The sequence below is a fragment of the Pseudoalteromonas sp. SWXJZ94C genome (genome assembly GCF_015864385.1).
GTDB lineage: Bacteria > Pseudomonadota > Gammaproteobacteria > Enterobacterales > Alteromonadaceae > Pseudoalteromonas.
The window spans coordinates 1-15,015 of record NZ_JADYXF010000029.1 but is presented as its reverse complement, the minus strand read 5'-3'; the positions used below and the strand labels follow the sequence as shown (position 1 = coordinate 15,015).

General features: G+C 36.5%; 11 protein-coding genes. All 11 read left to right on the top strand.

Annotated elements, in window-relative coordinates; all coding sequences use genetic code 11:
* Window positions 1–66 precede the first annotated feature (66 nt).
* Window positions 67–1,026, top strand: coding sequence for a glycosyltransferase (locus I6F65_RS13295; RefSeq protein WP_197113291.1), 960 nt, complete (start codon window positions 67–69; stop codon window positions 1,024–1,026).
* Window positions 1,026–2,270 (top strand): O-antigen polymerase, encoded by a 1,245-nt coding sequence (locus I6F65_RS13290; protein ID WP_197113289.1) that lies wholly within the window; start codon window positions 1,026–1,028, stop codon window positions 2,268–2,270. The genes I6F65_RS13295 and I6F65_RS13290 overlap by 1 nt, the downstream gene beginning before the upstream one ends.
* Window positions 2,271–2,322: 52 nt before the next feature.
* Window positions 2,323–3,291, top strand: a complete 969-nt coding sequence (locus tag I6F65_RS13285) for a hypothetical protein (protein WP_197113286.1) — start codon at window positions 2,323–2,325, stop codon at window positions 3,289–3,291.
* On the top strand, window positions 3,288–5,429 hold the full coding sequence (locus I6F65_RS13280) for a bi-domain-containing oxidoreductase (protein WP_197113283.1): 2,142 nt from the start codon (window positions 3,288–3,290) through the stop codon (window positions 5,427–5,429). The genes I6F65_RS13285 and I6F65_RS13280 overlap by 4 nt, the downstream gene beginning before the upstream one ends.
* A complete protein-coding gene (locus I6F65_RS13275) occupies window positions 5,426–7,240 on the top strand; it encodes a heparinase II/III-family protein (protein WP_197113280.1) in 1,815 nt (604 codons plus the stop codon). Before I6F65_RS13280 ends, I6F65_RS13275 begins: the two co-directional genes overlap by 4 nt.
* 2 nt (window positions 7,241–7,242) lie before the next feature.
* Window positions 7,243–8,460, top strand: coding sequence for a glycosyltransferase family 4 protein (locus I6F65_RS13270; RefSeq protein WP_197113277.1), 1,218 nt, complete (start codon window positions 7,243–7,245; stop codon window positions 8,458–8,460).
* On the top strand, window positions 8,457–9,053 hold the full coding sequence (locus I6F65_RS13265; RefSeq protein WP_197113275.1) for a sugar transferase: 597 nt from the start codon (window positions 8,457–8,459) through the stop codon (window positions 9,051–9,053). The genes I6F65_RS13270 and I6F65_RS13265 overlap by 4 nt, the downstream gene beginning before the upstream one ends.
* The gene (locus I6F65_RS13260; RefSeq protein WP_197113273.1) at window positions 9,046–9,678 is read left to right on the top strand and encodes an acetyltransferase; all 633 of its coding nucleotides are present in this window, start codon (window positions 9,046–9,048) and stop codon (window positions 9,676–9,678) included. Before I6F65_RS13265 ends, I6F65_RS13260 begins: the two co-directional genes overlap by 8 nt.
* Before the next feature lie 42 nt (window positions 9,679–9,720).
* Window positions 9,721–10,896: a DegT/DnrJ/EryC1/StrS aminotransferase family protein gene (locus I6F65_RS13255; RefSeq protein WP_197113271.1), complete on the top strand. Its 1,176-nt coding sequence runs from the start codon at window positions 9,721–9,723 to the stop codon at window positions 10,894–10,896.
* Window positions 10,897–11,052: 156 nt separating this feature from the next.
* Complete coding sequence (locus I6F65_RS13250) at window positions 11,053–13,011, top strand: polysaccharide biosynthesis protein (RefSeq protein ID WP_197113269.1); 1,959 nt, start codon at window positions 11,053–11,055, stop codon at window positions 13,009–13,011.
* 422 nt (window positions 13,012–13,433) lie between these two features.
* Window positions 13,434–14,441 (top strand): NAD-dependent epimerase, encoded by a 1,008-nt coding sequence (locus I6F65_RS13245; RefSeq protein WP_197113267.1) that lies wholly within the window; start codon window positions 13,434–13,436, stop codon window positions 14,439–14,441.
* Window positions 14,442–15,015: the final 574 nt, after the last annotated feature.

Below are 15,015 nucleotides of genomic sequence, written 5' to 3'. Positions count from 1 at the left end.
TAAAAGTATATTAGTGATTGAAGCTAATGTGCTTTGTAACAAAGATATAAAACTGGTAGTACTTAAATGATAAGTCAAAAATTAGTAGCTCCTGAAACTGAAGATGAAATTAAAGTGCATTGGAAATATACTGATAAAGTATATATAAGTTGTGTTTGTACTACTTTTAATCAAGTGAAATACATTCAAGATACTATTGATAGTATGCTAGCTCAGAAGTGTGAATTTAGGTTTGAAATTATCATTCATGATGATTTGTCAACTGATGGTACTCGTAATATATTGCAAAGTTATAGAGATAAATATCCATCAATTATTAAACTTGTTTTACAAGAAGAGAACCAGTTTTCTAAAGGAAAAAAAATAACACCTTTAGCTATTGAGTATGCCTGTGGTGATTATATAGCACTATGTGAAGGTGATGATTTTTGGATATGTGAGGATAAATTACAAAAACAAGTTACTGTATTAGTAAAAAATCATGGAATGGTTTATACCAAGGCTATAATATCCAATGCAAGTGGCACTAAATCTAAAAAAAATATCTTAGGCAGTAAAATTGGTGATGGAATATATATTAAAAACCCAATTGCAACACTTACCGTTATGATTGAAAAGAAAATCCTTCTAGAATTTTATCAAACTTATACTTATAAGTTTAATGAATGGAAAATGTTAGATTATCCTACATGGTTGTTTGTTTATAATAATTATAAAATTCACTATATAGATGAAGTATCATCTTGCTATAGGGTATTTAATGCTAGTGTTTCGAGAAGTTTAGATAACAAGAAACAGTATCTATATAGATTGAGTTCTTATAATGTAGCCAAGTATTTTTATGAAAAAAAAAGGAAGTCATTTAAGTTTATTCTTTTCGAATTATATCACAATATGTTTTTAGCCGCTTGGTGTAAAAAAAGAGGGTTGAAAGAATATAAGAATCATACAAAGGTAATGAATGAAATATCTGGTTTACCTTTTTTAAATGTTTTTGCAAACCTACTATTAAAGGTTATACGATAGTGAACGAATATATTTTCATTGCGTCATGTGTCGTTTTTAGTTTTTTCACCTTGGAGCTAATAATAAGTAAAGGAGTGATTACTCCTTTTTCTTTTTTATCGTTCCTCTATTTAAGTTCTATTTTGGGTTCATTTTTTTTATTCGCTGAATTTAGTGTACCGTACAAAGAATATTCAATTACTGCTACGATAATATTTTTACTTGCATTTTTAATATATATGATTCCAGTATCAATGTTGAATTTACGAAAAGTTGACGATATATATTGTGCTGATGATAAAGCGTTTTTTAGAATTGGTTGGTTTTTGATTGTTACTAATGCGTTCGCAATTATATATTTTATACCTATAGTATATGGCGTTTTTTCCTCTGCAGATAATATTATAAATCTTAGAGCTATGGTTGTTTCACAGGAAAGTGTTAGTTCCGGTGGGTTGTATCTCTTATTTTCATACACAACACAGTTTTATCCTATTATGCTCGTGTTTTTCTTTTACTCTTACTTAAAACATCCAGAAAAAAAATGGTTTAATATATTAATGCTTCTAACATCTATGAGCTATATAGTTAACGTTTTAGCATCAGTTGGTAGAGATGGAATTGTTTTATGGTCTATGTCTTTTTTATTTTCATATATAATATTTAAGGGTTTTCTAGATAAAGAAGTTAGAAGGAGAATAAAAAAATATTTTTTATTTTTATTTTTATCTTTTATTTCATTTTTTATTCTTATATCTTTAGCCCGCTTTCTCAAGGGTGGAGATTATTTTTCTTTATTCCAATCAATGCTTATATATTTTTCGCAACAGTTTGGAGAGTTTAATCGATATGCTACCAATATAGATGCGAACAATATGGATTTTTCAAAAATATTTCCAATATTAAAATATTTCAAAGAGACTGATAGCGTCAGTTTATTAGATGATCATTTCGGTTTTTTAAATACATATGGCTTTAGTAAATATGTTTTTAAAACATTTATAGGCAGTTGGTATACACATTTAGGATCTATTGGTCTTTTATTAACTGTGACTTTTATATCTGCTTTGTTTTCTATTTTTATGTATTCTTTTCGAACAAAAACCTTGAGTCTCGGAGTTGTCGTTGTTTATACCTTGTATTGTCAAGTCATTCTTCATGGTGTTTTTTATTATAAGTTATCTTATACAGTTAGTAATTTATATATGCTCACAGTCTTTCTTATTTTTATTTTTCTTCATTATAGAGTATTCATAAAAAGATAAGGCAGGTAAGTTTTTATTTTAAATTGTCAGTAGTTTAATTAAGGAGTGCATATTGACTATTTTTCTACTAGGAGCGATCCCGCCCCCGTTGGGTGGAGTATCCGTTTATTGCATGAGAAAACTAAACAGTTTACGGTTACAAAATATTGATGTAAGACACTTTGATAGTCGTTATAGACTTAATTTAATAAAGCTATTTTTTCTATTCTACTTTTATAAACTTAAAAGATCCTCTATCGAGGTTGAGGTTAATGTTTCAAATAAGATAGTACTTTTTTTCTTATTTGTTACAGGGATATCTAGTTCCTGTGTATTTGTAGATCATAATAGTTATAGAAGATTAAAACGAGAAAAATTTGGTGAAGCTATTTTAATTGCTTTTTGCCATAAGGCTCTTCGCATTAAAGCTGTAAATATAAATATTGTTAATTACTATGAGAGTAAAGGTATAAATATGGAGAAGGTTACTCTTATGACACCTTATTTAAAGCCTACAGAAGCAGAAGTAGGTCAGGCCGTTTTATCTTTACCAAAAAAATATCATCACCTTGCTAAAATGGATCAGAGAAATATTATACTGTGTTCAGCTTGGCGATCAGTAAGTACTGAAAGCGAATTAGATTTGTACGGTATTTTAGATACTCTTGAAGTATATAAGCAGCTTCTCCCCTTATATCCAGAGGTTAATTTTGTATTAATGATTGGTATAGTCACTGAAGATGCGTTTGGTTCTTCAATACGAAGTAAAATTGAAAGCCTAAAAGTTTTTCCTAATTTTATATTTATTGATAATGGTGCCTCTCAACTACCCTTTTTAAAAAATACTTTAGCTCTTTTGCGTTTAACTAAAACGGACGGTGATTCTGTCAGTGTACGAGAGGCATTGGACTTCGGTGCAAATGTAATAGCATCTAATGTGTGCCCAAGGCCTGAAGGCGTTATTTGTATTACCTTAGATGAACAATCATCGGTCGTAGACCTTTTAACAAATATTATAAACAATAACAGAGGTTACTTATGAAACAAATACTTCAAGATATGGCTAAAGGAGGTTCGGCCATTGTTGAAGCTCCGGTGCCTCAAGTAACAAAAAACAATGTAGTGATAAATACTACGACTACCCTAATATCTGCAGGCACAGAAAGAATGTTAGTGGATTTTGGTAAAGCGAACCTTATTGATAAAGCACGCGCTCAACCTGATAAAGTAAAAATGGTACTTGAAAAAGTACAAACTGATGGCTTGATGACTACAGTTGATGCTGTTAAATCAAAACTTGCACAGCCTTTACCTCTAGGTTACTGCAATGTCGGTACTGTTGAGATAGCAGGGAAAGGTGCTGAAGATTTCAAAGCGGGAGATAGGGTTGTATCGAATGGTCCACATGCTGATGTAGTGCGTGTCGCTAAAAACTTAGTTGCCAAAATACCTGATAATGTAAGCGACGAAGAAGCATCATTTACTGTTGTTGCAAGTATAGGTTTACAGGGCATTCGTTTAGCTAATCCTACTTTAGGAGAATGCTTTGTTGTAACTGGTGTTGGCTTAATTGGTCTATTAACAGTACAAATGTTACGTGCGCAAGGTTGCCGAGTGTTAGCAATTGACTTTGACCAATCTAAACTCGATTTGGCCAAGCAATTTGGTGCACAAACGTGTAATCCTGGTAAAGGGGAAGATCCCGTAGCTGCAGGCATGGCATTTAGCCGCGGTATTGGTGTTGACGGCGTTATTATTACGGCATCAACTAAATCAAATGACCCAGTCACGCAAGCGGCTAGAATGAGTCGAAAGCGCGGTCGCATTATTTTAGTTGGTGTAATTGGTCTTGAACTAAGTCGTGCTGACTTTTATGAAAAAGAACTAACTTTTCAAGTTTCATGCTCTTATGGACCAGGGCGTTACGATCCTAGTTACGAAGAGCAAGGTAATGATTATCCATTAGCGTTTGTGCGTTGGACAGAGCAACGTAACTTCGAAGCAATACTTGATATGATGTCAGGTGGGCAAATTGATGTGAAACCGCTAATTACACATCGGTTTAAATTCGAAAATTCAAGTGACGCTTATGACTTATTAACAACCGATAAAAGTGCTTTGGGTATTTTATTGCAGTTTGAGTCAGATGTAACAAGTCGCCATAAAAAAATAATAAAATTGAAAGAAGCGCCTAAATATGAAGCGGATGAGCCTGTAGTTGGTTTCATTGGTGCGGGTAATTATGCTTCACGTATGTTGATCCCCGCTTTTAAAGAAGCTGGTGCACAATTTCATAGCATTTCTACATCTGGTGGTATTAATGGTGTAATTCATGGTGAGAAAGCTGGTTTTAGCGAGGCAACCACTGATACGCAGAATATGATTGAAAACCCGAGTATTAATACTATTGCTATTGTTACTCAACACAACAGCCACGCATATTTTGTTCAGCAAGCGCTTAAAGCGGGCAAAAATGTATTTGTAGAAAAACCACTCGCAATTACACATGATGAGTTAGCCGAAGTTAAGGCCGTTTATGATGAGGCAATAAAAACCGAAAAAGCACCTAAGCTAATGGTTGGTTTTAATCGGCGTTTTTCACCTCAAATACAAAAAATAAAATCGCTATTGGCACCAATTAAAGAACCTAAATCATTTATTATGACAATGAATGCTGGTTGTATTCCAGCTGATCACTGGACGCAAAATAATAACGTAGGAGGCGGGCGTATTATTGGTGAAGCGTGTCATTTCATCGATTTAATGCGTTACTTAGCCGATAGTGAAATTGTAAGTGTGCAAGCTCGAAGAATGGGCGATACAAATGAAGTTGATGTTACAGAAGATAAAGCGGCAATTATTCTTGGCTTTGCTGATGGATCATTTGGAACTATTCACTATTTAGCAAATGGTGCAGCGAGCTATCCAAAAGAAAGAATTGAGGTATTTGCAGCTGGTGGTACATTGCAGTTAGATAACTTTATTAAATTGAAGGGCTTTGGCTGGAAAGGATTTAAAAAGCTTAATTTATGGAAGCAAGATAAAGGTCAAAAAGCTTGTTCTTCGGCTTTTATTGACTCTGTAAAATATGGGACATTAGCACCAATACCTGCAGATGAGTTATTTGAAGTTGCTAAAGTGACGATTGATATTGCAGAGCAGTTGCGCATACAAAAATGAGTTTAGTCAAAGTTAAAACAGCACTCGATTTAGGTTTATCAAACCTAACTCGAGTGTTTATATATCAACTTGGAATAAAAACAGGGTTAAATAAAGTAAAAAGCATTAAGAGTGAAATTAAACAGGGAAGTTTTTTTACTCCGTACGTAGGCTCTATTATTCATAGCCAGTGTAATACACAGTGGTTTGATCAACATGTATACTTTGGCTTTGAAAAAGCTAGCTTAAAGGTCCCTAATTGGCATCAAAGCTGTTTAAATAGCGAGTTAGCACCTTCTGACAAACCTTGGTATTTAATAGATGATTTTAATAACCAATTAGGTGACATAAAAGGTGTCTGGGAAGCATCACGCTTTGACTGGATAGTTGGCTTTGCTCAACAAGTTGTTAGTGGTGATAAAAACACGCTTACTAAGTTAAATTTTTGGGTTACCGACTGGATTGAAAATAACCCCACTTATAGTGGAGTTAATTGGAAGTGTGGACAAGAGGCATCAATAAGAGTGATGCATTTAGCTTTGGCTGCGTTATTGCTCAAACAAACCCAAAACACGACTCCTGCATTATTGAGTTTAGTTAAAGCACATTTAAAGCGAATATCGCCAACTATCATGTATGCAGTTGCTCAAGACAATAACCATGGGACTTCTGAAGCGGCAGCGCTTTATATTGGCGGTTCCTGGCTTGTGCTAAATGGTGATAATGACGGCGCTAAATGGCAAAAACAAGGTTTAAAGTGGCTTGAAAACAGAGCTAATAAATTAATTGAAATAGACGGAAGTTTTAGTCAGTACTCAGTAAATTACCATAGAGTGATGCTTGATACTTATAGCTTGACAGAAGCGTGGCGTCTAAAACATAGCTTGCCCCATTTTTCAAAACTTTTATATGTAAAGTTAGAAGCTGCTACCAAGTGGTTATTTTATTTTACAGACTCTAAAACTGGAGATACTCCAAACCTTGGTGCTAACGATGGGGCGCGCTTAATTCCGTTAACAAATACTGATTATAGAGACTTTAGGCCTAGTGTTCAGCTTGCCAGTACATTGTTTGCTAATAAACTAGTGTATAACTTTAGCGGTGATTTTAATGTCCCACTTGAATGGTTAGAATTAAAAAAGCCTAGCCAATGCGTAGCAAGAAAAGTTGCAAAAGACTTTGGAGATGGTGGCTATGCTTATTTGAATACGACTAATGCCGCACTTTATTTTAACTACCCTATGTTTAAGTTTAGACCCAGCCAGTGTGACGCATTGCACATTGACTTTTGGTTGAATGACCAAAATGTATTTCGAGATGGTGGTACATTTAGCTACAATGCTGGGCAAAAATACATAGATTATTATGGTGGAGTAAAAAGCCATAATACAATTGAATTTGACTCGCACGATCAAATGCCACGCTTGAGCCGCTTTTTATTAGGTGATTGGTTAAAAACCACTATTAAAAAGGAGCTTGCATTTTCAGGTAGTGCGCAACAGATTAGTGCAGGTTATGAAGATAGATTTGGTTGCAAACATACACGTGCAATTAGCTTAGAACCAAATTTTCTTACTATAGAAGACATTGTTAGTGGCTTTAAGCAAAAGGCAGTACTTCGTTTTAGACTTATCCCAGTAGATTGGAAGTTAGTTGGAAGTAGCCTTGTTAGTGAGTTTTGTACAATTAATATCTCAGCAAATATTAGTATAATGCGCATTGAACTAACGACAGGTTTTGAATCTCGTTATTACCACCAAGAATCTGAAATACCAGTACTCGAAATAGAAGTTGCCGAGCCTGGAACACTGACTACGGAAGTAAAATTTTAATTATGAATGTTTTATATTTTCACCAACACTTTTCTACACCTAGCGGCTCTACAGGTATTCGTTCATATGAAATGGCGCAGCGATTATTAAAACATGGACATCAAGTGACTATGGTTTGCGGCAGTTATGGAGGCGGAGAAACAGGCTTAACCCCAAATTTTATAAAGGGTCGCAGAGAGGGCGTGGTAGATGGCATTAATATAATTGAATTTGATTTAGCTTATTCTAATACTGATGGTTTAATGAAACGTGCCGGTACATTTTTAAAGTTTGCAGTTAAGAGTATCGGTATTGCGCTAACGTACAAATATGACGTGCTTTTTGCAACTACAACCCCTTTGACTGCTGGAATACCTGGCATATTTGCGCGTTGGTTACGAGGTAAGCCTTTCGTATTTGAGGTTCGGGACTTATGGCCTGAATTACCAAAAGAGATGGGAGTAATAAAAAATCCTTTAGTGTTAGCTGCAATGTCTATGCTTGAGTGGTGTTCGTATCGCTCTGCTCATCGTTGTATAGGCTTGTCGCCAGGTATTGTTGAAGGTATTAAAAAACGTGGTGTGAAAGCAAGTAGAGTTGAAATTGTCCCAAATGGATGTGATTTAACTATATTTGCTGATGGTGTTACTGCTTGGCGACCTGAGGGAGTAGAAGATAAAGATTTAATGGCTGTATTTACTGGCACCCATGGGCAGGCTAATGGTTTAGATGCGGCATTGGATGCAGCATCTGAACTAAAAAGACGAGGTCGTAACGACATTAAGCTGGTTCTTGTTGGTCAAGGCAAGTTGAAAGAGGGCTTACAGGCAAGGGCTAAGCTAGAAGGGTTGGATAATGTAATATTCCACCCTCCGGTCAATAAAAGTAAACTTGCAGAGCTAATGAAAGGAGCTGATATAGGCTTACAGTTATTAGCAAATATCCCTGCTTTTTATTACGGGACATCGCCAAACAAGTTTTTTGACTATATTTCAGCGGGCTTACCTGTGCTTAATAATTACCCTGGTTGGTTAGCCGGTATGATTAAAGATAATAATTGCGGTTATGCAATTGAACCAGATAACGCAATAGCATTTGCTGACGCGTTACAAAATGCAGCAAATAATAAAGAATTACTACCTGAAATGGGTGAAAGAGCCCAAGCTTTGGCTAAGCGTGATTTTAATCGTCATAATCTAGCTGATAAGTGGGTTGTTTGGGTTACTGGAGTAAAAAAATGAAGCGACTTTTTGATTTTATAGTTGCTCTAAGCGCTTTATTTATTTTATTACCAGTAATAATTTTAGTTGCAGTACTCATTCGTTTTAAATTAGGCTCACCTATTTTATTTACTCAAGATCGTCCTGGTCTGAATGGTAAAATATTTAAAATGATGAAGTTTAGAAGCATGCTTGATGGAAAAGATAAGCTTGGTAATATGCTGCCTGATAATGAGCGTATGACTAAGTTTGGTGCTTTTTTACGCTCTACTAGTTTGGATGAACTACCAGGTTTATTTAATGTATTAAAAGGCGATATGAGCTTAGTTGGGCCAAGGCCACTACTTGTGCAATATTTGCCTCTTTATAGCAGTGATCAAGCACGCCGGCATAATGTGCGCCCAGGTATAACTGGTTGGGCACAAGTGAACGGGCGTAACGCTATTAGTTGGGAGCAAAAGTTTAAATTTGATGTGTGGTATGTCGATAACCAAAGTTTTTTACTCGACTTTAAAATATTGTTACTCACAGTAAAAAAAGTTTTCGTACGCGAAGGTATAAGCGCTGACGGGCATGTGACTATTGAGCCATTTAAAGGTTCACATCATGACTAAAAAGCTCGCTATAGTTGGCGCCAGTGGTCATGGTAAAGTAATTGCCGATATTGCAGAGCAACTTGGCTTTACTGCTAACTTTTATGATGATGCCTACCCAAGTAAAGCGCATATTGAACATTGGTCAATACATGGTACGTGCGATGATTTAATAGCTCTAAATAATGCGAATGAAGCATTTAACAACGATGTTGTAGTTGCTATTGGTAATAACGATATTCGCCAGCAAAAAATAGAGTTATTACTACAAAACAATTTTAACCTTGTTACATTAATTCATCCTATTTCAGTTATAAGCCAGTATGCGCTAATAGGAAAAGGTACTGTGGTTTTTTCGGGTGCTGTTATTAATGCATTTGCTAAAGTAGGAACCGGCTGCATCATTAATACTGCGGCAATTGTCGAGCATGATTGTGTTGTTGGTGATTTTACTCATATTTGCCCTAATGTCGCCTTAGCAGGAGGGGTCACAGTTGGCACTAAGAGTTGGGTTGGTATCGGTAGTCAAGTAAAGCAGTTAATAACAATTGGTGAAAACTGTTTAATAGGTGCTGGCAGCACGGTTGTAAAAAACATCCCCGACAACGTTACTGCATTTGGCTCTCCGGCAGTTTCTAATATATAAATATTTACTTCCCCATTATTGTATAGAATTAATAGGAATATCATGTTAAATACCCCATTCTCTCCTTGGCCTAGCTTTACTCAGCAAGAAGCTGATGCTGTAAGCCGTGTTGTTTTATCAAACAAAGTTAACTACTGGACGGGTACGGAAGGTCGCGAATTTGAAAAAGAATTTGCTACATGGACTGATAGCGATTACGCAATTGCATTAGGTAATGGCACTTTAGCACTTGATTTAGCACTTAAAGCTTTAAATATAGGCGCTGACGATGAAGTGATCACTACGCCTCGTACTTTCTTAGCCTCTGCGTCAAGCATTGTTACCGCAGGTGCTTCCCCTATATTTGCCGATGTAGATTTAAATAGTCAGGCTATTACAGCAGCTAGTATTAAAGCGGTACTTACACCAAAAACTAAAGCGGTTATTGTGGTGCATTTAGCGGGTATGCCTGCCGAAATGGACGACATAATGGCATTGAGTAAAGAGCATGGCTTTTATGTAATTGAAGACTGTGCTCAAGCGCATGGTGCTAAATACAAAGGTAAGTCAGTTGGCAGCATTGGTCATGTTGGCGCATGGAGTTTTTGCCAAGATAAAATTATGACAACTGGCGGCGAGGGCGGCATGGTAACTACTAATTCAAAAGAGTTATGGTCAGCTATGTGGAGCTATAAAGATCATGGTAAAAGCTTTGATGCTATTTATAATCGTGAACACCCACCAGGATTTAGATGGTTACACGAAAGCTTTGGCACTAACTGGCGTATGACAGAAATGCAAGCTGTACTTGGTCGCATTCAATTAACACGCATGACTGATTGGACGGCAAAGCGTCGAGCTAATGCTGCCCTGCTTGATGGCGCAGCGAGTGAGTTTAACTGTATCCGTTTAGTTAAAGTGCCAAAGTACATTGAACACGCTGAATATAAGCACTATATGTTTATTAAACCTGAACAACTAGCTGATGGCTGGGATCGTGATCGTATTGTTAACGAAATAGTTAGCAGAGGTGTACCGTGCTTTCAAGGTAGTTGCTCTGAGGTTTACCTTGAAAAAGCATTTGATAACACACAGTGGCGCCCTGAAAAACGTTTGCCAAATGCTGTAGAACTAGGTGAAACCTCAATCATGTTTTTAGTGCACCCTACTTTAACTGAAGCTGAAATAGTTAAAACAACTCAAGTAATAAAAGACGTGTTAGGGTTAGCAAATGCCTAAAGCATAAAATTGAAGTGCATTTATTTAAGAGGGTATACTTTATGTTTCCTATAGTTTTAGTTACTTCTTACCTATAATTCACAAATTTAAATAATATTTATGTTAATCCTCTTTTATTAATTAATTGTTATACAAAGTAACAATAGGGAACTTGCTGTGGATAGTTTTATACGTTTAATTTTAAACTCATCACGCGCTAAAAAGCGAATTATTACCTTATGTATTGATTCGATATTTATTATGCTTGCATTTTGGCTAGCTCTTATTGTTAGGCTTGATAGCTTTGAGCCATTAAAAGTAGCAAGTAACTGGCTGTTACTTGTCATGTTAATACCTACTAGCTTATATGCTTTTGTAAACCTTGGGCTTTATCGGGCGGTACTTAGGTACATGAACTCGCAAGCTATATGGGCTGTAGTACTTGGTACTGTAATAACAACGGTGAGCTTAGTTTTAATCGCCTTTTTTATAAATGTAAATATACCGCGTACTATGCCGTTTATATTTGCTTGGTTATGTTTATTAACCGTTGGTGGTTCGCGTGTATTGGTACGTGCCATTATAGGTAAAATGACGACTAGTAAAAAAGAGTCGGTAATTATTTATGGTGCGGGCTCAGCAGGGCGGCAGTTAGCTACGGCTCTTAGTGCAGGACCAGAGTATTTTGTATGTGCATTTATTGACGACGATAAAGCAAAGCATCGCTCTGTAATACAAGGTATTCCTGTACTTGGTTTTAAAAGTATTTATGAGCTAATAACTAAACGTAAAGCGACTAAAGTTTTATTGGCTATTCCTAGCGCGAGCAGATCTCGTCGTAAAGAGGTTTTAGCGCAGTTAGAACCTTTAACAATTAAAGTACTGTCGATGCCTGGCATGGCCGACATAGTAGAAGGTAAAGCAACATTAGCTGAAATTACCGATGTTGGAGTTGAAGACCTACTAGGGCGCGATGCAGTAACCCCTAAACCCGATTTAATGACCGCAAATATCACCAATAAAGTGGTTATGGTTACTGGAGCCGGTGGCTCTATTGGGTCTGAGCTATGTAGGCAAATAATTAAACAAAATCCACGTAAATTAGTGTTGTTTGAGCTAAGCGAATTTGGTTTATATTCAATCGAAAAAGAGTTATGTGAATATATAGCTAAAAATAATTTAGATATTGAGCTACTCCCAATGATGGGCTCGGTACAGCGTATTAACCGTATTGAAACGGTTATGAAAACCTTTGGTGTACAAACTCTTTATCATGCAGCGGCATACAAACATGTACCGCTTGTTGAGCATAATGTTGTAGAGGGCGTGCGTAATAATGTGTTTGGTACCTATTACACTGCAAAAGCGGCGATTAATGCAGGTGTAGAAACCTTTGTACTTATTTCTACCGATAAAGCCGTACGCCCAACGAATGTTATGGGCGCTACAAAGCGTATGGCTGAGCTTGTGCTGCAAGGTTTAGCGCAAGAGCAGGGGAGTAAGCATAACACTCGTTTTTGCATGGTTCGTTTTGGTAATGTGCTTGGCTCGTCGGGTTCTGTTGTGCCTTTGTTTCGTAGGCAAATAAAAGAAGGCGGACCTATAACGCTCACTCACCCTGATATTACCCGTTATTTTATGACCATTCCCGAAGCTGCTCAGTTGGTTATACAGGCAGGTGCCATGGGTAAAGGCGGTGATGTATTTGTTCTGGATATGGGGGACTCTGTTAAAATTAAAGACCTTGCTACCAAAATGGTTAGGCTTTCGGGTCTCGATATTAAAAGCGATATAAACCCCCACGGTGATATAGAAATACAATGTACCGGACTTCGCCCAGGTGAAAAACTTTATGAAGAACTTTTAATTGGCGATAGCGTAGCTCAAACCTCGCACGAACGTATAATGACCGCTCAAGAAATTATGTTACCGCTTAGCGAACTTAACGTGTTTATTGATGATATGGATAATGCGTGCCATAACTTTGAGCATGAAAAAATACGCCAATTATTGCTTGATGCCCCAACAGGATTTAACCCAACCGATGGTATTTGCGATTTAGTATGGAATGCTAAAAGTGAAAAACTTACAGTAGATAAAAATTTAGATAATGTGGTTAACTTAAAAACTAAGTAAAATAAACTCTGATTTATGCTGAATGTATTGGCGATGTAGGTGAGGTTTTACACCTCGCTTTCTTTGCTTTGTAGGTGAGGTTTTACACCTCGCTTTTAAACATTGAAGCCACATTACATGAGCCATGAGCGCGAAGTAAATTCGCACCTACGGGTTGGGTGTATGTATTGATGTAGGTGAGGTTTTACACCTCGCTTTTAAACATTGAAGCCGCATTACATGAGCCATGAGCGCGAAGTAAATTCGCACCTACGAGTTGGGTGTATGTTTTATTTGTAGGTGAGGTTTTACACCTCGCTTTTAAACATTGAACCCACATTATATGATCCATGAGCGCGAAATAAATTCGCACATACGAGTTGGGTGTATGTTTTATTTGTAGGTGAGGTTTTATACCTCGCTTTTATTATTAAAGGAAAAATATGAAATACTTGGTAACTGGCGCTGCAGGCTTTATAGGTGCAGCCACATGTCAAAAATTGTTATTAGCAGGGCATGAGGTTGTAGGTATTGATAACCTTAATGATTATTACGATGTGAATTTAAAATTAGCACGCTTAGCGCAATTTGAAAATCATGAAGCTTTTACATTTATTAAGCTCGATATAGCAATACGACCAGTAATGAGTGAGCTATTTAAAACTCATCAGTTTGATAAAGTAATACACTTAGCGGCTCAAGCGGGTGTACGTTACTCGATAGAAAACCCTGATGCTTACGCAGACTCTAACTTAGTTGGGCATTTAAATGTACTAGAGGGCTGTAGAAATAACGGCGTTAAGCATTTGGTTTATGCATCGTCTAGTTCTGTATATGGTTTAAACGAAAAAACGCCATTTGAAACAACGGATAGTGTTGATCATCCCGTTTCATTTTACGCTGCTACTAAAAAAGCGAATGAGCTTATGGCGCATAGCTATTCGCATTTATATAGTTTACCAACGACGGGGTTACGCTTTTTTACCGTTTATGGACCATGGGGTCGTCCAGATATGGCTCCATATATTTTTACTAAAAAAATACTCAACAACGACACTATTGATATAAATAATAATGGTGATATGTGGAGAGATTTTACTTACATAGATGATATTGTTGAAGGTGTAGTACGTGCCGCTGATGTAATACCTACAGCAAATCCTGATTGGCGAGTTGAAACAGGCTCACCTGCTAGTAGTTCAGCTCCGTACGCTGTTTATAATATAGGTCATGGAAGCCCAATTAATTTAATGAAGTTTATAGAAGCTATTGAAACTGAACTCGGTATTGAAGCTAAAAAGAACTTTCGTGAAATGCAGGCCGGTGATGTTTATAAAACCTTTGCTGATACACAAGATTTATTTAAGATCACAGGTTACAAAGCTCAAGTTGATGTTAAACAGGGTGTGAGCCAATTAGTTAAATGGTATAAAGAATTTTACCAAAACTAAAGTTTAAGTATTCATAGAAGGCACCCTTATGGTGCCTTTTTTTCTATGTTTATTGTAGGTGAGGTTTTACACCTCGCTTATTGCTTTTAAAATATTGAACCCATGTTACACAAGCGCGAAGTAAATTCGCACCTACGGGTCGGGTGTATGTATTGATGTAGGTGAGGTTTTACACCTCGCTTATTGCTTTTTAAATATTAAAACCACGTTACATGAGCGCGAAGTAAATTCGCACCTACAGGTTTTGCGTGTGTTGGGTTTGATGTTTGTTGTAGGTGAGGTTTTATACCTCGCTTTTTGCTTTTAAAATATTAAAACCACGCTACATGAGCGCGAAGTAAATTCGCACCTACGGGTTTGGTGTATGTGTCGGGTTTTATGTTTATTGTAGGTGAGGTTTTACACCTCGCTTATTGCTTTTTAAATATTAAAGCCACGTTACACAAGCGCGAAGTAAATTCGCACCTACAAGTTTGGCATATGTGTTGGGTTTGATGTTTATTGTAGGTGAGGTTTTACACCTCGCTTATTGCTTTTAAAATATTGAACCCATGTTACACAAGCGCGAAGTAAA